Source organism: Campylobacter sp. US42a (assembly GCF_004379055.1).
Taxonomy (GTDB): Bacteria; Campylobacterota; Campylobacteria; order Campylobacterales; family Campylobacteraceae; genus Campylobacter_D; species Campylobacter_D jejuni.
The window spans coordinates 271,458-291,415 of record NZ_RYYK01000001.1; the positions used below are offsets into that span (position 1 = coordinate 271,458).

General features: G+C 30.2%; 20 protein-coding genes. 15 read left to right on the forward strand and 5 right to left on the reverse strand.

Annotated elements, in window-relative coordinates:
- Position 1 precedes the first annotated feature (1 nt).
- The 12 genes from pglB (at position 2) to pssA (ending at position 13,046) form a co-directional block, all read left to right on the forward strand.
- Complete coding sequence (gene pglB, locus ELQ10_RS01350) at positions 2–2,143, forward strand: undecaprenyl-diphosphooligosaccharide--protein glycotransferase (protein ID WP_134250092.1); 2,142 nt, start codon at positions 2–4, stop codon at positions 2,141–2,143.
- Positions 2,144–2,152: 9 nt separating this feature from the next.
- The gene (gene pglA / locus ELQ10_RS01355; RefSeq protein ID WP_070233030.1) at positions 2,153–3,283 is read left to right on the forward strand and encodes a N,N'-diacetylbacillosaminyl-diphospho-undecaprenol alpha-1,3-N-acetylgalactosaminyltransferase; all 1,131 of its coding nucleotides are present in this window, start codon (positions 2,153–2,155) and stop codon (positions 3,281–3,283) included.
- Positions 3,276–3,878, forward strand: a complete 603-nt coding sequence (gene pglC, locus ELQ10_RS01360) for an undecaprenyl phosphate N,N'-diacetylbacillosamine 1-phosphate transferase (RefSeq protein WP_070233031.1) — start codon at positions 3,276–3,278, stop codon at positions 3,876–3,878. The genes pglA and pglC overlap by 8 nt, the downstream gene beginning before the upstream one ends.
- Positions 3,865–4,455 carry a UDP-N-acetylbacillosamine N-acetyltransferase gene (gene pglD / locus ELQ10_RS01365; RefSeq protein WP_134250123.1) on the forward strand — a complete coding sequence of 197 codons (591 nt, stop codon included), beginning with the start codon at positions 3,865–3,867 and terminating at the stop codon, positions 4,453–4,455. Before pglC ends, pglD begins: the two co-directional genes overlap by 14 nt.
- A 97-nt stretch (positions 4,456–4,552) precedes the next feature.
- Positions 4,553–5,713, forward strand: a complete 1,161-nt coding sequence (gene pglE, locus ELQ10_RS01370) for a UDP-N-acetylbacillosamine transaminase (RefSeq protein WP_086032127.1) — start codon at positions 4,553–4,555, stop codon at positions 5,711–5,713.
- Position 5,714: 1 nt separating this feature from the next.
- Positions 5,715–7,487 carry a UDP-N-acetylglucosamine 4,6-dehydratase (configuration-retaining) gene (gene pglF, locus ELQ10_RS01375; protein WP_133401459.1) on the forward strand — a complete coding sequence of 591 codons (1,773 nt, stop codon included), beginning with the start codon at positions 5,715–5,717 and terminating at the stop codon, positions 7,485–7,487.
- Positions 7,487–8,380 carry a PDC sensor domain-containing protein gene (locus ELQ10_RS01380; RefSeq protein WP_002880714.1) on the forward strand — a complete coding sequence of 298 codons (894 nt, stop codon included), beginning with the start codon at positions 7,487–7,489 and terminating at the stop codon, positions 8,378–8,380. The genes pglF and ELQ10_RS01380 overlap by 1 nt, the downstream gene beginning before the upstream one ends.
- A gap of 112 nt (positions 8,381–8,492) precedes the next feature.
- Positions 8,493–8,885, forward strand: a complete 393-nt coding sequence (locus ELQ10_RS01385; protein ID WP_002866134.1) for a chemotaxis response regulator CheY — start codon at positions 8,493–8,495, stop codon at positions 8,883–8,885.
- A 22-nt stretch (positions 8,886–8,907) separates the two neighbouring features.
- Entirely contained in the window at positions 8,908–9,753 is an 846-nt protein-coding gene (locus tag ELQ10_RS01390; protein ID WP_002880715.1) for a 50S ribosomal protein L11 methyltransferase, read from the forward strand.
- 3 nt (positions 9,754–9,756) lie between these two features.
- The gene (gene ftsH, locus ELQ10_RS01395; protein WP_002853468.1) at positions 9,757–11,694 is read left to right on the forward strand and encodes an ATP-dependent zinc metalloprotease FtsH; all 1,938 of its coding nucleotides are present in this window, start codon (positions 9,757–9,759) and stop codon (positions 11,692–11,694) included.
- Entirely contained in the window at positions 11,691–12,308 is a 618-nt protein-coding gene (locus tag ELQ10_RS01400; RefSeq protein ID WP_002866132.1) for a phosphatidylserine decarboxylase, read from the forward strand. Before ftsH ends, ELQ10_RS01400 begins: the two co-directional genes overlap by 4 nt.
- A 9-nt stretch (positions 12,309–12,317) precedes the next feature.
- Positions 12,318–13,046: a CDP-diacylglycerol--serine O-phosphatidyltransferase gene (pssA, locus tag ELQ10_RS01405; protein WP_133401458.1), complete on the forward strand. Its 729-nt coding sequence runs from the start codon at positions 12,318–12,320 to the stop codon at positions 13,044–13,046.
- Here the strand turns inward: pssA and ELQ10_RS01410 are convergent.
- On the reverse strand, positions 13,037–13,834 hold the full coding sequence (locus tag ELQ10_RS01410) for a ferritin-like domain-containing protein (protein ID WP_002880717.1): 798 nt from the start codon (positions 13,832–13,834) through the stop codon (positions 13,037–13,039). The two genes, pssA and ELQ10_RS01410, sit on opposite strands and share 10 nt — an antisense overlap.
- Before the next feature lie 89 nt (positions 13,835–13,923).
- On the opposite strand from ELQ10_RS01410, the gene ELQ10_RS01415 reads away from it, so the two are divergent.
- From ELQ10_RS01415 to cetZ, 3 genes are all read left to right on the forward strand, one after another.
- On the forward strand, positions 13,924–14,283 hold the full coding sequence (locus ELQ10_RS01415; protein WP_002880718.1) for a methionine-R-sulfoxide reductase: 360 nt from the start codon (positions 13,924–13,926) through the stop codon (positions 14,281–14,283).
- Positions 14,284–14,297: 14 nt separating this feature from the next.
- Entirely contained in the window at positions 14,298–14,924 is a 627-nt protein-coding gene (locus ELQ10_RS01420; RefSeq protein WP_002866128.1) for a MarC family protein, read from the forward strand.
- Between the two features lie 80 nt (positions 14,925–15,004).
- A complete protein-coding gene (gene cetZ, locus ELQ10_RS01425; RefSeq protein ID WP_002861827.1) occupies positions 15,005–16,294 on the forward strand; it encodes an energy taxis response protein CetZ in 1,290 nt (429 codons plus the stop codon).
- A gap of 22 nt (positions 16,295–16,316) precedes the next feature.
- Here cetZ and aat read toward each other — a convergent pair whose 3' ends face one another.
- Genes aat through ELQ10_RS01445 form a run of 4 tightly spaced genes read right to left on the reverse strand, consistent with a single transcriptional unit; the run spans position 16,317 to position 19,957 of the window.
- Positions 16,317–16,964, reverse strand: a complete 648-nt coding sequence (gene aat / locus ELQ10_RS01430) for a leucyl/phenylalanyl-tRNA--protein transferase (RefSeq protein ID WP_002880660.1) — start codon at positions 16,962–16,964, stop codon at positions 16,317–16,319.
- Positions 16,939–19,068 (reverse strand): AAA family ATPase, encoded by a 2,130-nt coding sequence (locus ELQ10_RS01435; protein ID WP_086032124.1) that lies wholly within the window; start codon positions 19,066–19,068, stop codon positions 16,939–16,941. Before ELQ10_RS01435 ends, aat begins: the two co-directional genes overlap by 26 nt.
- Positions 19,065–19,355, reverse strand: a complete 291-nt coding sequence (locus ELQ10_RS01440; protein WP_002856038.1) for an ATP-dependent Clp protease adaptor ClpS — start codon at positions 19,353–19,355, stop codon at positions 19,065–19,067. Before ELQ10_RS01440 ends, ELQ10_RS01435 begins: the two co-directional genes overlap by 4 nt.
- Positions 19,355–19,957, reverse strand: a complete 603-nt coding sequence (locus tag ELQ10_RS01445) for a TlpA disulfide reductase family protein (RefSeq protein WP_086032123.1) — start codon at positions 19,955–19,957, stop codon at positions 19,355–19,357. The genes ELQ10_RS01440 and ELQ10_RS01445 overlap by 1 nt, the downstream gene beginning before the upstream one ends.
- Position 19,958: the final 1 nt, after the last annotated feature.

Genomic DNA, 19,958 nt, shown 5'->3' on the forward strand with positions numbered 1-19,958 from the left:
GATGTTGAAAAAAGAGTATTTAAAAAACCCTTATTTAGTTTTGTTTGCGATGGTTATATTAGCTTATGTTTTTAGTGTATTTTGCAGGTTTTATTGGGTTTGGTGGGCAAGTGAGTTTAATGAGTATTTTTTCAATAATCAATTAATGATCATTTCAAACGATGGCTATGCCTTTGCTGAGGGCGCAAGAGATATGATAGCAGGTTTTCATCAGCCTAATGATTTGAGTTATTATGGATCTTCTTTATCCGCGCTTACTTATTGGCTTTATAAAGTCACACCTTTTTCTTTTGAAAGTATCATTTTATATATGAGTACTTTTTTATCTTCTTTGGTGGTGATTCCTATTATTTTGCTAGCTAATGAATACAAACGTCCTTTAATGGGCTTTGTAGCTGCTCTTTTAGCAAGCATAGCAAACAGTTATTATAATCGCACTATGAGTGGGTATTATGATACGGATATGCTGGTAATTGTTTTACCTATGTTTATTTTATTTTTTATGGTAAGAATGATTTTAAAAAAAGACTTTTTTTCATTGATTGCCTTGCCGTTATTTATAGGAATTTATCTTTGGTGGTATCCTTCAAGTTATACTTTAAATGTAGCTTTAATTGGACTTTTTTTAATTTATACACTTATTTTTCATAGAAAAGAAAAGATTTTTTATATAGCTGTGATTTTGTCTTCTCTTACTCTTTCAAATATAGCATGGTTTTATCAAAGTGCCATTATAGTAATACTTTTTGCTTTATTCGCCTTAGAGCAAAAACGCTTAAATTTTATGATTATAGGAATTTTAGCTAGTGTAACTTTGATATTTTTGATTTTAAGCGGTGGGGTTGATCCCATACTTTATCAGCTTAAATTTTATATTTTTAGAAGTGATGAAAGTGCGAATTTAACACAGGGCTTTATGTATTTTAATGTCAATCAAACCATACAAGAAGTTGAAAATGTAGATCTTAGCGAATTTATGCGAAGAATTAGTGGTAGTGAAATTGTTTTCTTGTTTTCTTTGTTTGGTTTTGTATGGCTTTTGAGAAAACATAAAAGTATGGTTATGGCTTTACCTATATTGGTGCTTGGGTTTTTAGCCTTAAAAGGGGGGCTTAGATTTACCATTTATTCTGTACCTGTAATGGCTTTAGGATTTGGTTTTTTATTGAGCGAGTTTAAGGCTATATTGGTTAAAAAATATAGCCAATTAACTTCAAATATTTGTATTGTTTTTGCAACTATTTTGACTTTAGCTCCAGTATTTATTCATATTTACAACTATAAAGCACCAACAGTTTTTTCTCAAAATGAAGCATCATTATTAAATCAATTAAAAAATATAGCCAATAGAGAAGATTATGTGGTAACTTGGTGGGATTATGGTTATCCTGTGCGTTATTATAGCGATGTGAAAACTTTAGTAGATGGTGGAAAGCATTTAGGTAGGGATAATTTTTTCCCTTCTTTTGCTTTAAGCAAAGATGAACAAGCTGCAGCTAATATGGCAAGACTTAGTGTAGAATATACAGAAAAAAGCTTTTATGCTCCGCAAAATGATATTTTAAAAACAGACATTTTACAAGCCATGATGAAAGATTATAATCAAAGCAATGTGGATTTGTTTCTAGCTTCATTATCAAAACCTGATTTTAAAATCGATACGCCAAAAACTCGTGATATTTATCTTTATATGCCTGCTAGAATGTCTTTGATTTTTTCTACGGTGGCTAGTTTTTCTTTTATTAATTTAGATACAGGGGTTTTGGATAAACCTTTTACCTTTAGCACAGCTTATCCACTTGATGTTAAAAATGGAGAAATTTATCTTAGCAACGGAGTGGTTTTAAGCGATGATTTTAGAAGTTTTAAAATAGGTGATAATGTGGTTTCTGTAAATAGTATCGTAGAGATTAATTCTATTAAACAAGGTGAATACAAAATCACTCCAATCGATGATAAGGCTCAGTTTTATATTTTTTATTTAAAGGATAGTGCTATTCCTTACGCACAATTTATTTTAATGGATAAAACCATGTTTAATAGTGCTTATGTGCAAATGTTTTTTTTAGGAAATTATGATAAGAATTTATTTGACTTGGTGATTAATTCTAGAGATGCTAAGGTTTTTAAACTTAAAATTTAAGGGTTGAAAATGAGAATAGGATTTTTATCTCATGCAGGAGCAAGTATTTATCATTTTAGAATGCCTATTATAAAAGCATTAAAAGATAGAAAAGATGAAGTTTTTGTTATAGTGCCACAAGATGAATACACGCAAAAACTTAGAGATCTTGGCTTAAAAGTAATTGTTTATGAGCTTTCAAGAGCTAGCTTAAATCCTTTTGTGGTTTTAAAGAATTTTTTTTATCTTGCTAAGGTTTTGAAAAATTTAAATCTTGATCTTATTCAAAGTGCGGCACACAAAAGCAATACCTTTGGAATTTTAGCAGCAAAATGGGCAAAAATTCCTTATCGTTTTGCTTTGGTAGAAGGCTTGGGATCTTTTTATATAGATCAAGGTTTTAAGGCAAATTTAGTGCGTTTTGTTATTAATAATCTTTATAAATTAAGTTTTAAATTTGCACACCAATTTATTTTTGTCAATGAAAGTAATGCTGAGTTTATGCGGAATTTAGGACTTAAGGAAAATAAAATTTGTGTGATAAAATCTGTAGGGATCAATTTAAAAAAATTTTTTCCTATTTATGTAGAATCGGAAAAAAAAGAGCTTTTTTGGAAAAATTTAAACATAGATAAAAAACCCATTGTGCTTATGATAGCAAGAGCTTTATGGCATAAAGGTGTAAAAGAATTTTATGAAAGTGCTGCTATGCTAAAAGACAAAGCAAATTTTGTTTTAGTTGGTGGAAGAGATGAAAATCCTTCTTGTGCAAGTTTGGAGTTTTTAAACTTGGGTGTGGTGCATTATTTGGGTGCTAGAAGTGATATAGTCGAGCTTTTGCAAAATTGTGATATTTTTGTTTTACCAAGCTATAAAGAAGGCTTTCCTGTAAGTGTTTTGGAGGCAAAAGCTTGTGGTAAGGCTATAGTGGTAAGTGACTGCGAAGGTTGTGTGGAGGCTATTTCTAATGCTTATGATGGACTTTGGGCAAAAACAAAAGATGCCAAGGATTTAAGCGAAAAAATTTCACTTTTATTAGAAGATGAAAAATTAAGAATAAATTTAGCTAAAAATGCCGCCCAAGATGTTTTGCAATACGATGAAAATAATATCGCACAGCGTTATTTAAAACTTTATGATAGGGTAATTAAGAATGTATGAAAAAGTTTTTAAAAGAATTTTTGATTTTATTTTAGCTTTAGTGCTTTTAGTACTTTTTTCTCCGGTGATTTTAATCACTGCTTTACTTTTAAAAATCACTCAAGGAAGTGTAATTTTTACCCAAAATCGCCCTGGGTTAGATGAAAAAATTTTTAAAATTTATAAATTTAAAACCATGAGTGATGAAAGAGATGAAAAGGGTGAGTTATTGAGCGATGAATTGCGTTTGAAAGCTTTTGGAAAAATTGTTAGAAGCTTAAGTTTGGATGAGCTTTTGCAACTTTTTAATGTTTTAAAAGGGGATATGAGTTTTGTGGGACCTAGGCCTCTTTTGGTTGAGTATTTACCCCTTTATAATGAAGAGCAAAAATTGCGTCATAAAGTGCGTCCAGGTATAACAGGATGGGCGCAGGTAAATGGAAGAAATGCTATTTCTTGGCAGAAAAAATTCGAACTTGATGTGTATTATGTGAAAAATATTTCTTTTTTACTTGATTTAAAAATCATATTTTTAACAGCCTTAAAGGTTTTAAAACGAAGTGGGGTAAGCAAAGAAGGCCATGTTACAACAGAGAAATTTAATGGCAAGAACTGAAAAAATTTATATTTATGGTGCTAGTGGTCATGGGCTTGTTTGTGAAGATGTGGCTAAAAATATGGGTTATAAAGAATGTATTTTTTTAGATGATTTTAAAGGAATGAAATTTGAAAGCACCTTACCTAAATATGATTTTTTTATAGCCATAGGAAACAATGAAATTCGAAAAAAGATTTATCAAAAAATTTTAGAAAATGGCTTTAAAATCGTTAATCTTATTCATAAAAGCGCGCTTATAAGTTCTAGTGCAAGTGTGGAAGAAAATGCAGGAATTTTAATCATGCCTTATGTAGTAGTTAATGCTAAAGCCAAAATAGAAAAAGGCGTGATTTTAAATACTTCAAGCGTGATTGAACATGAATGCGTGATAGGGGAATTTTCTCATGTGAGTGTGGGGGCTAAATGTGCGGGCAATGTAAAAATCGGTAAAAATTGTTTTTTAGGGATTAATTCTTGTGTTTTGCCTAATTTAAGCTTAGCAGATGATAGTATTTTGGGTGGTGGAGCAACTTTGGTTAAAAGCCAAAATGAAAAAGGTGTTTTTGTGGGAGTGCCTGCAAAAAGAAAAATATGAAATGATTATAAAAAGATTTTTGTTTGATTCTTTGTAAATTTTTTTAGGTAAAATAGAGTTAATTTATAAAAATTTTGTTTTATACAAAGGATAAATCATGAGATTTTTTCTTTCTCCTCCGCATATGGGCGGTAATGAATTAAAATATATAGAAGAAGTTTTCAAAAGCAATTATATAGCACCTTTGGGTGAATTTGTAAATCGCTTTGAGCAAAGTGTAAAAGATTATAGCAAAAGTGAAAATGCCTTAGCTTTAAATTCAGCTACAGCAGCTTTGCATTTAGCTTTAAGGGTGGCAGGGGTAAAACAAGATGATATTGTTTTGGCTTCTTCTTTTACTTTTATCGCTTCAGTGGCGCCTATTTGTTATCTTAAAGCAAAACCTGTATTTATAGATTGTGATGAAACTTATAATATCGATGTAGATTTGTTAAAACTTGCCATTAAAGAATGCGAAAAAAAACCAAAAGCATTGATTTTAACTCATCTTTATGGCAATGCGGCTAAAATGGATGAAATTGTTGAAATTTGTAAAGAAAATGAAATTGTTTTAATCGAAGATGCTGCTGAAGCTTTAGGAAGTTTTTATAAGAATAAAGCTTTAGGAACTTTTGGAGAATTTGGAGCTTATTCTTATAATGGCAATAAAATCATCACCACTTCAGGTGGAGGTATGCTTATAGGAAAAAATAAAGAAAAGATTGAAAAAGCAAGATTTTACAGCACTCAAGCTAGGGAAAATTGTTTGCATTATGAACATTTAGATTATGGTTATAATTACCGTTTAAGCAATGTTTTAGGAGCTATTGGCGTAGCGCAAATGGAGGTTTTAGAACAAAGAGTGCTTAAAAAAAGAGAAATTTATGAGTGGTATAAAGAATTTTTAGGAGAGTATTTTAGCTTTTTAGATGAATTAGAAAATTCAAGAAGTAATCGCTGGTTAAGTACAGCTTTGATTGATTTTGATAAAAATGAACTTAATGCTTGTCAAAAAGATATAAATATCAGTCAAAAAAATATTACTTTGCATCCAAAAATTTCAAAACTCATAGAAGATTTGAAAAATGAACAAATAGAAACAAGACCATTATGGAAAGCTATGCACACTCAAGAAGTATTTAAAGGAGCTAAGGCTTATCTTAATGGCAATAGTGAGTTATTTTTCCAAAAAGGAATTTGTTTGCCAAGTGGTACGGCGATGAGTAAAGATGATGTTTATGAAATTTCAAAACTGATCTTAAAGAGCATAAAGGCTTAAAATGATTTTTTATAAAAGCAAAAGATTAGCATTTTTTTTAACTTCAGATATTGTTTTAATTTTACTTAGTGTTTATCTGGCTTTTTCTTTGAGATTTAGTGGAGATATTCCGAGTATTTTTTATCATGGCATGATGGTTTCTGCTATTATTTTGCTTGTTTTAAAACTTTCATTTTTGTTTGTTTTTAGAATTTATAAAGTAGCTTGGAGATTTTTTTCTCTCAATGAAGCAAGAAAAATTTTTATCGCTTTGCTTTTAGCTGAGTTTTGTTTTTTTCTTATTTTTTATTTTTTTAGTGATTTTTTTAATCCTTTTCCAAGAAGTGCTATTGTGATAGATTTTGTTCTTTCTTATATGTTTATAGGTACTTTAAGAATTAGCAAAAGAATGCTTGTGGATTTTAAACCTTCTAGAATGAAAGAAGAAGAAACTCCTTGTATTGTAGTAGGGGCAACTTCTAAGGCTTTGCATTTGTTAAAAGGTGCAAAAGAAGGTTCTTTAGGGCTTTTTCCTGTAGGCGTAGTTGATGCGAGAAAAGAGCTTATAGGGACTTATTGTGATAAATTTATTGTAGAAGAAAAAGAAAAAATAAAATCTTATGTAGAACAAGGGGTAAAAACTGCTATTATTGCTTTAAGACTTGAACAAGAAGAGCTTAAAAAACTTTTTGAAGAACTTGTAGCTTATGGTATTTGCGATGTAAAAATATTTTCTTTTACAAGAAACGAAGCAAGAGATATCAGTATAGAAGACTTGCTTGCTAGAAAACCAAAAGATTTAGATGATAGTGCTGTGGCGGCTTTTTTAAAAGATAAGGTAGTTTTGGTAAGTGGAGCAGGTGGAACTATAGGCAGTGAACTTTGTAAGCAATGTATTAAATTTGGTGCTAAGCATCTTATCATGGTTGATCATAGTGAGTATAATCTTTATAAGATCAATGATGATTTAAATTTATATAAAGAAAAAATTACTCCTATTTTACTGAGTATTTTAGATAAGCAAAGTTTAGATGAGGTATTAAAAACTTATAAACCCGAGCTTATTTTACATGCAGCCGCTTATAAACATGTGCCTCTTTGCGAACAAAATCCACATTCAGCAGTAATCAATAATATTTTAGGAACTAAAATTTTATGCGATAGTGCTAAAGAAAACAAAGTAGCTAAATTTGTGATGATAAGTACAGATAAAGCAGTACGACCAACAAATATTATGGGTTGCACTAAGAGAGTTTGCGAGCTTTATACTTTAAGTATGAGTGATGAAAATTTTGAAGTTGCTTGTGTGCGTTTTGGTAATGTTTTAGGTTCTAGTGGTAGTGTGATACCGAAATTTAAAGCACAAATTGCCAATAATGAGCCTTTAACTTTAACGCACCCTGATATAGTGCGTTATTTTATGCTTGTGGCTGAGGCAGTGCAACTTGTTTTACAAGCTGGAGCTATCGCAAAAGGGGGAGAACTTTTTGTTTTGGATATGGGTAAGCCTGTGAAAATCATAGATTTAGCTAAAAAAATGCTTTTACTTTCTAATCGCAATGATTTAGAAATTAAAATCACAGGCTTAAGAAAAGGTGAGAAGCTTTATGAAGAGCTTTTGATTGATGAAAATGATGCTAAAACACAATATGAGAGTATTTTTGTAGCAAAGAATGAGAAGGTTGATCTTAATTGGCTTAATAAAGAGATAGAAAATTTACAAATATGTGAAGATATTTCAGAGGCTTTATTAAAGATTGTACCTGAATTTAAACACAATAAAGAAGGTGTATAATGTATATAAAAGATATACATAGATTTGAAGATAACCGCTATCGTGCTAGAGCTTATATGAGTTATATTTTAACAAGAAATCTGCCCAATAAACTTCCTGACATTCACCTTGAAACGATTAAAACAGCTTTGGATAAAATAGCCCATGAAGTTGTTGTTTTTGATGCTTTGTATATTTTAGATATTTCAGGCATGCAAATAGAAAATGCGATTTCCCTAAATAAGGCTCATGAAATAGGGCAGGGTGAGGATAGAAGTACTCGTTCTTATTTTTATAGAGCTGTAAAATTAAGACGATGTGTTTTGAGTGATCCTTATCCTTCGGTTTTAAATAATGAGCTTTGTGTGACAGCTTCTATGCCAATTTACGATGATAAAAATAACTTGCTTTTTGTTGTTTGTATTGATATCAAGCTTGAAGATATTTTAAAGATTATTCAAGCAGGAAAATTTGAATTTGTTTTTACTCAATTTAGTCGTTTGGTATATTTTTGCTTCGCACTGGTTTTATTTGTGATTACTTGTTTTTTATTTCAAAAAGGTTTTTTTAGTCTTTTTGATAATCAAGCTATAGGTATAGAACATATGTTTGAAAGTACCATCGCTATAACTTTAGCTTTAGCTATTTTTGATTTGGCAAAAACTTTGATCGAACAAGAAGTATTAGGAAGGACAAAAAAAGAAGAAGGTGGAATTCAAAAAACTATGGTGAGATTTTTGGGTTCTATTATCATTGCTTTAGCTATAGAAGCTTTGATGTTGGTATTTAAACTTGCTATTGGTGATCTTTCTCAGATGATTTATGCGATTTATCTTATCGGTGGAGTGAGCTTACTTCTTTTGGGTTTAAGTGTATATTTATTTACGGTTAAGTATAAAAATAATAATATTTGAGTAAAAATTTAAGTAAAAGATGATATAATGCTGTTTTTTAAAATTTTTTAGCTTGATTAATAAGGCTAAAAAGGGTAAAATAAAACTATAAAAACTTTGAAAGGACGAAATTGTGAAATTGTTAGTTGTTGATGACAGTTCTACTATGAGAAGGATTATTAAAAATACCCTAACAAGACTTGGACACGATGATGTTTTAGAAGCTGAGCATGGCGTTGAAGCTTGGGATTTATTAACTAAAAATGAAGATGTAAAAGTTTTAATTACAGATTGGAATATGCCAGAAATGAATGGCTTGGAGTTGGTAAAAAAAGTAAGAGCAGAGAAAAAATATGAAGATATGCCTATTATCATGGTTACAACTGAGGGCGGAAAAGCTGAAGTGATTACTGCTTTAAAAGCTGGCGTAAATAACTATATTGTAAAACCTTTTACTCCACAAGTTTTAAAGGAAAAACTTGAAGATGTTTTAGGAACAGGAAGTGGAGAAGGTGCAGCTGAGTAAAGGCTGATTTTTAAAATTCTAAATGCAAAAAAAATATTACGAATTGTTCTTTATCGTAGAAGAGCGGTATAAAAATTTATTTCTTGATTTTGCTTTTGATTTAGGTATAGAAGCCATAGAAGAGAAAGATAATGGTGTTTACATTAGATCCCATGAGAGTTTAGAAGAGCTTTCATGGGCGCTTGAAATATTTGCTCAAAAACTTACAACTACTTTCAATTTAAACCATAAAATTATTTCTAATTTAAGTCTTGTAGAGAAAGAAAACAAGGACTGGATACAAGAATATAAAAAAGGCATAAAACCTATTTTAGTGGATAATGTTTACATCCATACCACTTGGCAAGAAGAAAAAAAGAATTTTATAAATATAAAGATTAATCCAGCCTTAGCCTTTGGCTCGGGACATCACGAAAGCACATATTCTTGTGTAAAATTTTTACAAAAATTTTCTAAAAATAAATTAAGAGCTTTAGATCTTGGTTGTGGTAGTGGAATTTTGGGTATTATTATGGCAAAGTTTGGCTGTAATGTTGAAATTTGTGATACTGATGAGTTGGCTATTGATAGTTCTTTAGAAAATGCAAGATTAAATGGTGTCGATTTTCACAAGGCTTGGTGTGGATCTATAGATAAAGCAAATGGTTTATATAATCTAATTGTTGCAAATATCATTGCAGATGTGATTTTAATTTTAGAAAAAGATATTAAAAACCATTTAGAAGATAATGCTATACTTATTTTGTCAGGAATTTTAGATAAATATTCAACAAGAATTAAAGAAAAATTTCAAGATTTGGAACTCATTGATGAAATGCAAATTAATGAGTGGTGTAGTTTTGTATATAAAAATAATAAAAAAGGATAAGTAATGAATAATAATACCCCAAATAATAAGGGTAATCCGCAGGGTAATAATTTTTTTAACAAAAATCCCATTTTTATTTTTGCGATTTTTGCAATTGTAATGATAATTATTTTTAAGGGATTTTTTGATGGCAATGGTTCTTTTGGCGGGGCATTGAATGGCAATGAAGTAAATAAAAATGTCCCTTATTCTGAGTTAAAAAAGCTTATTGAAAGTGGACAAATCAATCAAGTTAGCATAGGACAAACAACAATCAAAGCGATTTCAAGCTCTCACAATACTGTTTATACAGCAAAAAAAGTTAATGATCCTGAGCTTGTGAGTTTACTAGATAGTAAAAATATCGCTTATGGTGCGTATTCTGAAACAAATTGGTTTACGGATATACTTTTTTCATGGGTTTTGCCAGTATTTATTTTCTTTGGTATTTGGATGTTTTTAGCAAGTCGTATGCAAAAAAATATGGGGAGTTCTATATTAGGGATAGGAAGTTCCAAAAAACTTGTAAATTCGGAAAAACCTAAAGTAAAATTTAGCGATGTAGCTGGCGTTGAAGAAGCTAAAGAAGAAGTAAAAGAAATTGTAGATTTTTTAAAGTATCCTGAAAGATATATTAAATTGGGAGCTAAAATTCCAAAAGGGCTTTTACTTGTTGGACCTCCAGGTACAGGAAAAACTTTGCTTGCAAAAGCAGTTGCAGGTGAAGCTGATGTGCCGTTTTTTAGTGTTTCAGGTTCATCTTTTATAGAAATGTTTGTGGGTGTAGGTGCTTCTCGTGTGAGAGATTTGTTTGAAAATGCAAAAAAAGAAGCTCCTGCTATTGTTTTTATAGATGAAATAGATGCTATTGGTAAAAGTCGTGCAGCAAGTGGCATGATGGGTGGAAACGATGAAAGAGAGCAAACTTTAAATCAGCTTTTGGCTGAAATGGATGGCTTTGGGACAGAAAGTTCCCCAGTCATTGTTTTAGCAGCAACAAATCGCCCAGAAGTTTTAGATGCAGCGCTTTTAAGACCAGGAAGGTTTGATAGACAAGTTTTAGTTGATAAACCTGATTTTAAAGGTAGGTGTGATATTTTAAAAGTGCACATGAAAGATGTCAAAATATCCCCAAAAGTTAAAGTAGAAGATATAGCACGCTTAACTGCAGGGCTTGCAGGAGCTGATCTTGCAAATATTATTAATGAAGCAGCGCTTTTAGCGGGTAGGGATTCTAAAAAATATGTAGAACAAAATGATTTAGTTGAAGCTGTCGAAAGAGCTATAGCAGGACTTGAGAAGAAATCACGTCGTATTAATGAAAAAGAAAAGAAAATTGTTACTTATCATGAATGTGGTCATGCCTTGATTGCTGAAACAACCAAAGGCGCAAAACGTGTAAGTAAGGTTTCTGTGATTCCGCGTGGTCTTGCGGCTTTAGGTTATACTTTAAATACTCCTGAGGAAAATAAATTTTTAATGCAAAAACATGAACTTATCGCTGAAGTAGATGTACTTTTGGGTGGTCGTGCAGCTGAAGAAGTGTTTATAGGTGAAATTTCAACGGGTGCAAGTAATGATTTAGAAAGAGCAACCGATATCATAAAAGCTATGATTTCTATGTATGGTATGAGTGAAATTGCAGGACTTATGGTGCTTGAAAAACAAAGAAATACTTTTTTAAGTGGTGGGCAAACTATAAAAGATTATTCTGAAAAGATGGCAGAATCTTTAGATGATTATGTAAAGAAAACCTTAGATGAACGCTATAAAGATGTTAAAGATACTTTAAATACTTATAAGGGAGCGATTGAGACTATGGTTGCAGCCCTTTATGAAGAAGAAACTATTGAAGGTAATAAAGTGCGTGAGATTATTAAAGAGTTTGAGGATCAAAATAGTCTACCAACTCGTTTACAAGAACTCGAAGAAGTTAAAACTGAAGTTAAAGTAGAAGAATGAAAGATTTTATTGCAAAAGATGGATATTTAAGTCTTATTATTTTAAGCTTAATTTTTATTTTTGTGTGGATTTTTTATTCTTTTTCCATCTTGCTATTAGCATTAATTGTAATTTGTATTTTTCTTTTTAGAGCGCCCAAAAGAGAACTTGTTTGTAGTGATGAAAAAGCTATTTTTGCACCTATGGATGGTAGGGTTACTAAAATAGAAAATATTCATCATAAAGATTTGGGTGAATGTGTTGAAATTACTATTAAAAATGCTCTTTATGATGCTGGGAATTTTAATACACCTTTTGCAATGTCTATAATAGATATTCGTTTACGACATGGGCTTTTTTTGTGCAGTGAATTAAAATCTGCAAAAATGATGAATGAAAGAGCTTTTATTTTGGCAAAAGTTAAAGAGAATAAAACGATAGCCTTGCGAATCTATGCAGGTTCTTTTGATAGAAAATTAAAGCTTGATAATATTTCTCATGATTTAAAAGCAGGAGATAGAATGGGTTTTTTAATCAATGGCTCCATAAGTTTACTTTTACCAAAAGATACTAGAATTCATATAGGCTTAAATGATGAAATTAAAGCAGGCTCATTGCTAGGCTATTTTGCGTAAGGAAAAATAATGAATAATAGACCGCAACTAATTTATATTTTACCCAATCTTTTTACAGCTGTTTCAGCTTTTTTAGGGGTTATTTCTATTATAGCTTCAATACACGGAAATTATTATACAGCTTTGATTTATATTATTTTATCTTTGATTTGCGATGGGCTTGATGGCCGCGTTGCAAGACTTACAAATTCTACTTCAAAATTTGGAGTAGAATTTGATTCTTTAGCTGATCTAGTAGCTTTTGGAGTTGCTCCAGCGGTTCTTTTTTATATGGCCATAGGTTATGATTTTGGAAAGCTTGGATCTTTGATTACAGCTTTTTTTGTGGTTTTTGGAGCTATTCGTTTGGCGAGATTTAATGTCACCACAGGCACTTATGAACCCTCCGTTTTTATAGGTCTTCCTATACCTACTGCAGCAGTTGTGAGTGCTATATGGACTTACGCGTTTATCAGTTATGATTTTTTAAAGCCTTATGGTATAGTTTTTTTGGTGCTTCAAGCAATTTTAGGGCTTTTAATGGTAAGTAATATACGCTATCCTAGCTTTAAAAAGCTTGATTTTAATCGTTCTAGTGTTTTAAAAGTTTTGATTATTTTAATTATAATATTTTCATTTTTATATCTTTACCCTCTTGAAAGTTTAGTAATTTTAGCAAGCTTGTATGTGCTTTATGGAATTATTCGGGTTTTATATACCATTATCGTTTCAAAATTTAAGATAAGAAATCAAGAGTAAAATTTTTCAATGATTTCGCATTCTTCTTGAGTGAAGCCAGCTTTGATTCTTGCTTGAATGTTAAGTTTTTTTCCTGCAAGAGAGAATTGTTTAAACGTTTTACAAAGCTCGATAAAATCATACTTGCTTTGATTTGCAAATTTCCACCAAGTATCTCCTTTTTTAACGTGTTTTATTTCATCATTAAGTATAATTTCAAGATATTCCATTAAAAGATTTTTAATGGAATGATTGGAACTTTGAAGTTTTTGAACAACAAAGGGGTTGGCATCAAGCCCTTTAGCTTCTAAACCTCTATGAACTATTCCCATTCTAAAGCTTAAAGAGTCTTTTGTAGCTTCTAGAGCAGATTCTAAATTATCATGCACTGGAAAATCTCCATATTTATAACCAAGTTCTTCAAGTGCTGAATTTAAAAGTTTGAAATGTTTAATTTCCTCATCTGCTACCTCCAGCCAATCGTAATAAAATTGCAAAGGTAGATTTTTAAAGCGATAACTCGCATCTAAAGCCAGGTTAATTGCATTAAATTCTATATGAGCGACTGAATGAATTATTTTAGCAAGCGCATGAGTTGAATTGAGAAATTTAGGCCTTCTTATACGCGTAGGATGAAGCAAGGTAATTTGTTGCGATGTATTTTTTTTGAAAATGCTTTGATGCTCGTGATTAAAAATAAATTTGCGGCTTTTAAAGTCTTCATAAAAATTTTGAAAAGAGTGAAATTTTATAGTTATATTTTTTTCATATAAAATATCTTGAAGTTCTTGAAAAAATTCTTTTTGCATTTAAAACTTTCTTGAAAATTATAAAAATTTATCATTTAAAATTGAAATTTTAATTATATAATATAAAAATTATTTTACAAGGGCAGATCATGAAAGAATTAAATGAAGAAGAAAAAAAAGTAATTTTAAATAAAGGAACAGAAACTCCTTTTAGTGGGAAATATAATGATTTTTATGAAAAAGGAATCTATCAATGCAAGCAATGTGGAGCTTCGCTTTATAAATCCGAAGATAAATTTAAATCAGGTTGTGGATGGCCTAGCTTTGATGATGAAATAAAAGGGGCTATCAAAAGAATTCCTGATAAAGATGGGATTAGAACCGAGATTGTATGTGCAAACTGCAATGGACATTTAGGTCATGTTTTTGAAGGAGAAGGATTTTCTGCTAAAAATGTAAGACATTGTGTAAATTCTATTTCTTTGGAATTTGTAAAAACTAAGGATTGATAGTGTTTTCTAGTATGGGTTCTGAGCTTTATTTGATGTTTTTTGCTGCAATTACTTTGCTTGCCATATTAAATCCTTTTGGTAATTTAACTCAATTTTTGGCTATGAGTGATGGATTGCCTTTAATGCTTCGAAAAAAACTTTTTAGAACTATTCTCTATACAGCTTTTACTATAGTTTTGGTATTTTTATTATCAGGACCTTTGTTTATGAACTATATTTTTAGGGTTTCATTAGATGATTTAAGGGTTTCTGGTGGTTTGGTTCTTATTATAATGGCTATTAAAAATTTACTTTTTTCAACAAAAATTGCAACTAAGGATTTTAGTTCTTATCAGGATATGGATGATAAGGAAATTTTAAGACAGAGTTTAATACCTATGGCATTTCCTATGCTTGTTGGGCCTGGAACTTTAGCTAGTGTTATCGTTATAGCCGAAGATGGTGGGCTTGATGTTGCTCTTGGCGGAGTAATGATAGCTTTTATTTTTATGTTTATACTTTTTCATTTTGCAGCTACTATAGAAAAAATAGTTGGAAAATTGATTTTACATGTTTTTTCTCGTATAGCACAAGTATTTATTGCTGCTATGGGGTTTAAGATGATTATTGTAGGTTTAAAGGATATATTTAACTTATAAATTAATATAATTTTAAGTAAATAATACTATATAAATATGATATAATTTTAAAATAATTTATTATTAAAAAGGTGAGTTTTATGTTTGGTGCTAAGAAAAATAATACTGAAATAATTGAACAACTTGAAAAAAAGTGTAATGGTTTAGGGGATATTTTAAGATCTATTGGGAATACCATGGCGGTAATTGAATTTACTACCGATGGCGTTATTTTAGAGGCAAATCAAAATTTTTTAACAACTATGAAATACTCCCTTTCAGAGATCAAGGGCAAGCATCATAGTATGTTTTGTTTGCCTGAAGTTGTTAATTCTTCAGCATATAGTGATTTTTGGAAAGATTTAAGAGATGGAAAAGCTAGAAGTGGTCTTTTTAGACGTATAGCTAAGGGAGGGATAGATGTTTATTTAGAAGCAAATTATCTTCCAATTAGTGATAATAATGGTCATGTTTATAAAATTATTAAATTTGCCAATGATATAACTCAAAGACATTATGAAATGCTTGATCTTAGAAATACTATTGCTGCTGCTAATCGTTCTATGGCTATTATTGAATTTAAACCTGATGGGACTATTATTACGGCTAATGAAAATTTTTTAAGAACTATGGATTTTAATATTGATGAGATTAAAGGAAAGCATCATAGTATGTTCTGTGATTCTAATTATAGACACTCTAAGGACTATGTTCAATTTTGGGAAGATTTAAGAGAGGGTAAATTTCAATCAGGTAAATATATAAGATACGGAAGAAATAATAAAAAAGTATACCTTGAAGCAAGTTATAATCCGGTTAAAAATGATGATGGAAAAATTTACAAGGTTATTAAATTTGCTACAGATATAAGCGAACAAGTTAAAAAAGATCAAGAAAAACTTCGCCTCATAAGCGAACTTGCAGAAAAAAATGATAATCTTACTCAAGATGGAGATCGTGTAATTGAAAACACTGTTTCAAATGTTCAGAATATTGCTGATATGATGTCTCAAAGTTCAAATCTTGTTTCCTCATTAAATCAACAATCAGATGAAATTAAATCTATTATTCAGACTATTAGTGATATTGCTGATCAGACTAATCTGCTTGCTTTAAATGCTGCTATTGAGGCAGCACGTGCTGGTGAACATGGTAGAGGTTTTGCTGTTGTTGCTGATGAAGTAAGAAATTTAGCTGAAAGAACAGGGCATTCAGTTAATGAAATTACCACTACGATTAATTCTATTCGTAATGTTACATCACAAGTGGTTGAGAGTATTAAAAGCGGTTTAGAGGATGTTAATCAGAGTGTTGAACTTGCAAAAGAAGCAAGAGAATGTATGGAGAAAATTCGTGAAAGCTCTGCTGAAGTTGCTAAAGCAATGTCATAAGCGTGATTTTCACGCTTATTTTTTAAGTAATTAAATCTTTAAAATTTTTAAAACCACTTTCTTGATTGCATTTTTCTTTTAAAATATTTAAAAATTCTTTCCTAGAAATATTATGAGCACCCATGAATTCTAAATGTTGGTTATAAACTTGACAATCTATGATAAAATCATAAGGTTTTAATAAATCACAAAGTTTAATCATGGCAACTTTAGATGCATTTTTTTTAATGCTTACCATACTTTCACCAAAGAAAACCTTGCCTAAAATTAAACCATAAATTCCACCTATAAGTTCATTATTTTCATAAAGTTCAAGGCTATGCGCATAGCCTTGGGTAAATAACTTATAATAAGTGGTAATAAATTCATCATCTATCCAGCTTTGAGAGCGTGTATCGCGACATAATGTAATTAATTTTAAAAAATCATAATCAAGTTTAATTTGATAGAGATTAATAAATTTTTTCATATTTTTTTGGATGTGAATTTGATTTGGAATTAAAACGCATCTAGGATCTGGGCACCACCAAGTTACAGGTTTACTTGTCCATGGGAATAGACCAAAAGTATAAGCTTTTACAATAAAATCAGCTTCTAAATTTTGACTTAAAAATACAGGAGCATTTTTAGGTGCATTGAGTAATTTAGAATATAAATTCGAGCTTTCCATTTTTACCAAGTTTGATTTTAGCTATACCGCCTTTTTTAAGCTTTCCGAATAAAATTTCATCACTGATTTTTTCTCCTATCTCCTCAGAAATTATGCGTTTTAAAAGCCTTACTCCAAATTCTTTATTATAGGCTTTTTTAGCTAAATAAATTTTAGCTTTATCATCCACTGATAATTTTATATTATTTAAATTTTTAGAAATTTCATCAAGTTCTTTTTCGATAATTTTAACAAGTATAGCATCGTTTAAATCATTAAAATGTAAAATTTTATCAATGCGATTAATAAATTCTGGAGCAAAAAAATCTTTGATAGCACGATTACTTTTTTCTTCATTTTTACTTAAAAAACCAAGCTCATTGCTTTCTTTAAGTCCTAGATTAGATGTCATAATAATGATTGTATTTTTAAAATCTACTTTAAGACCGCTATTGTCAGTGAGTTCAGCATTGTCAAAAATCTGTAAAAAGGTATTGCTTAAATCAGGATGAGCCTTTTCTATTTCGTCAAAAAGAACAAGACTGAAAGGATTTTTGCGAATAGCATTGCTTAAAAGTCCACCCTCTTCAAAACCTATATATCCAGCTGGAGATCCTATTAGTTTACTTATAGCATGTTTTTCTGCATATTCACTCATATCAAAGCGTTCTAAATTTAAACCTAAAAATTCAGCTAAAGATTTGCAAAGTTCTGTTTTTCCAACTCCACTTGATCCGGTAAACAAAAACACTCCGCGTGGTGTATTGGAATTTTTAAATCCCGCGAAACTTTGCTTAAGTGATAAAACAAGACTATCTATAACTTCATCTTGGCCAAAAATTTTTGCTTTTAAATTTGTTTTTAAATTCATTAAAGCTTTATTTTGATCGAATTCAAACATTTTGTGATGGTGGGTCATTTTTGCTAAAACATTTTCTAAATCTTTTAAATTGACATTTTTTTTAGCTTTTGGATTTAAAGCAAAAGAAGCGCCAAGTTCATCGATCAGATCTATAGCACAATCAGGTAAAAATTTATCATTAAAAAATTTTTTACCCCAAATTACAGCATATTGAAGAATTTCATCGTTTAATTTTATATGATGAAATTCTTCATATTTGTTTTTTAATCCTTTAAGAATTTGCAAGCTTTCTTCTTGGTTTGGTTCATCTACATTTATTTTAGCAAAACGGCGACTTAGGGGTTTATTTTTATCAAAAGTATTTTTATATTCCATAAAAGTTGTTGCACCTATGCATTTTAAAGTTCCATTACTTAGAGCTGGTTTTAAAAGATTGGAAAAATCAGTATGAGATTCTCCTGTGCTTCCAGCTCCTACTATAGTGTGAATTTCGTCAATAAATAAAATAGCATTGGGTATTTTCTCAAGTTCATTTAAAATTTCTTTAATTCTTTTCTCAAAATCTCCACGGTATTTTGTTCCCGCAAGTATACTAGCCATATCAAGACTAAAAATTTTTGCATTTTGTAAGTTTTTAGGCACCTTTTTTTCCGCAATAGCCAATGCTAATCCTTCTACAATGGCCGTTTTGCCAACTCCTGCTTCTCCTACTAAAATAGGATTATTTTTCTTGCGACGTGAAAGAATTTGCATCATTCTTTCAAGCTCAAATTTTCTTCCTATTAAAGGATCAATCTTGCCATTTTGAGCTAAAAGTGTTAAATCACTTGTGTGGTTGCTTAAATTTTGTATATTTTCATGATTTTGAAGTTCTTGAATTTTGTTAAGATTTATGTTGTGTTTTTTTAAGAGATAGCTAGAATAACTTCTTGAATCCTGTATGAGCTTTTCTAAAAAATCTATAATTTTAATTTCATTATTTTTATTTTTAGATGAAAGTAAGATTTCATCTAAAACAACAGATATTGTAGGTTCTATTTCTTGTTTAATAACTTGATTGTTTTGAGAAATGTAATTTTTTAATTCGGTTTCTAGAAGCTCAAGATCTCCATCTGAAAATTCTTCAAATATATCCTTAAAATCAGTGCTTAGTTTTAGCAATGCAAACAGTACATGCTCACAGGTAACAAATTCATGGTGGTTTATTAAGCTTAGATTTTTGGCATTATCAAGATATTTTTGTAAATTTTCTTGGTATTTCATTCTTCTTCTACCTTTGCTTGTAGTGGAAAATTAGCAAGTTTAGCCGCATCTATAACTTTTTTTTGTTTTGAAAGAGCTATTTCTTGAGTGTAAATGCCACAAATTCCAGAACCATTGTGATGAATTTCTAACATTGTTTGACTTGCTTTTTCAAGGTTTTGATGAAAAATATTCATCAAAATTTCTATGACAAAATCCATGGTTGTTACATCATCATTTAAGAGTATAACTTTATACATTTTTGGTTCACTAAGTTTTGTCTGCTCTAGAGTTTGGGTTTTTGGCATTATTTTCCTTTGTAGATTTTATTTAAATCTTCTTGCATGAGTTCTGTTGGAATTTTGCCAAGATAAAAATTTGTTGGAGTATTATTATTCCAGTAATCGCTTATTTTTTGATAAATTCCATTTTTTAAAACAACTTTAAAAGGAAGTTGCTCCATATTTTGATAGTCTATATCTTTTAAAATTTGAGCAATAATACGATCATTAGAACCGCCATTGCTTAGAAAATAGTAAGCACCATAATCATCCGCGAATTTTTTAACTGTTTCATCGCTAACATCTTCAAAATGTGTAAGTCCTATAATGATAAATTTGCTAGAATTATTTTTCCAAAGTTTGCTAAGATCTAAAGCTTCTTCTTTGCATGGGGTGCAAAAAGTGCCAAAAAAATCAAACATTAGAACTTTTCCTTCCTCTCCTTCTACCACAAAACCTTTATCTGTTCTTATTAAAGTTTTGCTTCCACCATTTACACTATTTAAGACTATTTTATCTCCTTTGTGATACTCTTCAAACATAAAATCATTTTGAATTTCTTCTTCTTTGGAGCAAGCATTAAGAAAAAATGCTAAACTTATTAAAAATAGGGTTAAAATTTTTTTCATT

Excerpts from the sequence above, each read along its gene's own strand:
- cetZ (WP_002861827.1), top strand. The coding sequence starts at position 15,005 with ATGTTTGGTGCTAAGAAAAATAATACTGAAATAATTGAACAACTTGAA.
- pglB (WP_134250092.1), top strand. The coding sequence starts at position 2 with ATGTTGAAAAAAGAGTATTTAAAAAACCCTTATTTAGTTTTGTTTGCG.
- ELQ10_RS01390 (WP_002880715.1), top strand. The coding sequence starts at position 8,908 with ATGCAAAAAAAATATTACGAATTGTTCTTTATCGTAGAAGAGCGGTAT.
- pglE (WP_086032127.1), top strand. The coding sequence starts at position 4,553 with ATGAGATTTTTTCTTTCTCCTCCGCATATGGGCGGTAATGAATTAAAA.
- ELQ10_RS01435 (WP_086032124.1), bottom strand. The coding sequence starts at position 19,068 with ATGAAATACCAAGAAAATTTACAAAAATATCTTGATAATGCCAAAAAT.
- pglC (WP_070233031.1), top strand. The coding sequence starts at position 3,276 with ATGTATGAAAAAGTTTTTAAAAGAATTTTTGATTTTATTTTAGCTTTA.
- ELQ10_RS01445 (WP_086032123.1), bottom strand. The coding sequence starts at position 19,957 with ATGAAAAAAATTTTAACCCTATTTTTAATAAGTTTAGCATTTTTTCTT.
- pglA (WP_070233030.1), top strand. The coding sequence starts at position 2,153 with ATGAGAATAGGATTTTTATCTCATGCAGGAGCAAGTATTTATCATTTT.
- ELQ10_RS01410 (WP_002880717.1), bottom strand. The coding sequence starts at position 13,834 with ATGCAAAAAGAATTTTTTCAAGAACTTCAAGATATTTTATATGAAAAA.
- aat (WP_002880660.1), bottom strand. The coding sequence starts at position 16,964 with ATGGAAAGCTCGAATTTATATTCTAAATTACTCAATGCACCTAAAAAT.
- ftsH (WP_002853468.1), top strand. The coding sequence starts at position 9,757 with ATGAATAATAATACCCCAAATAATAAGGGTAATCCGCAGGGTAATAAT.
- ELQ10_RS01420 (WP_002866128.1), top strand. The coding sequence starts at position 14,298 with ATGGGTTCTGAGCTTTATTTGATGTTTTTTGCTGCAATTACTTTGCTT.
- pglF (WP_133401459.1), top strand. The coding sequence starts at position 5,715 with ATGATTTTTTATAAAAGCAAAAGATTAGCATTTTTTTTAACTTCAGAT.
- ELQ10_RS01400 (WP_002866132.1), top strand. The coding sequence starts at position 11,691 with ATGAAAGATTTTATTGCAAAAGATGGATATTTAAGTCTTATTATTTTA.
- ELQ10_RS01440 (WP_002856038.1), bottom strand. The coding sequence starts at position 19,355 with ATGCCAAAAACCCAAACTCTAGAGCAGACAAAACTTAGTGAACCAAAA.
- pssA (WP_133401458.1), top strand. The coding sequence starts at position 12,318 with ATGAATAATAGACCGCAACTAATTTATATTTTACCCAATCTTTTTACA.
- ELQ10_RS01415 (WP_002880718.1), top strand. The coding sequence starts at position 13,924 with ATGAAAGAATTAAATGAAGAAGAAAAAAAAGTAATTTTAAATAAAGGA.
- ELQ10_RS01380 (WP_002880714.1), top strand. The coding sequence starts at position 7,487 with ATGTATATAAAAGATATACATAGATTTGAAGATAACCGCTATCGTGCT.
- pglD (WP_134250123.1), top strand. The coding sequence starts at position 3,865 with ATGGCAAGAACTGAAAAAATTTATATTTATGGTGCTAGTGGTCATGGG.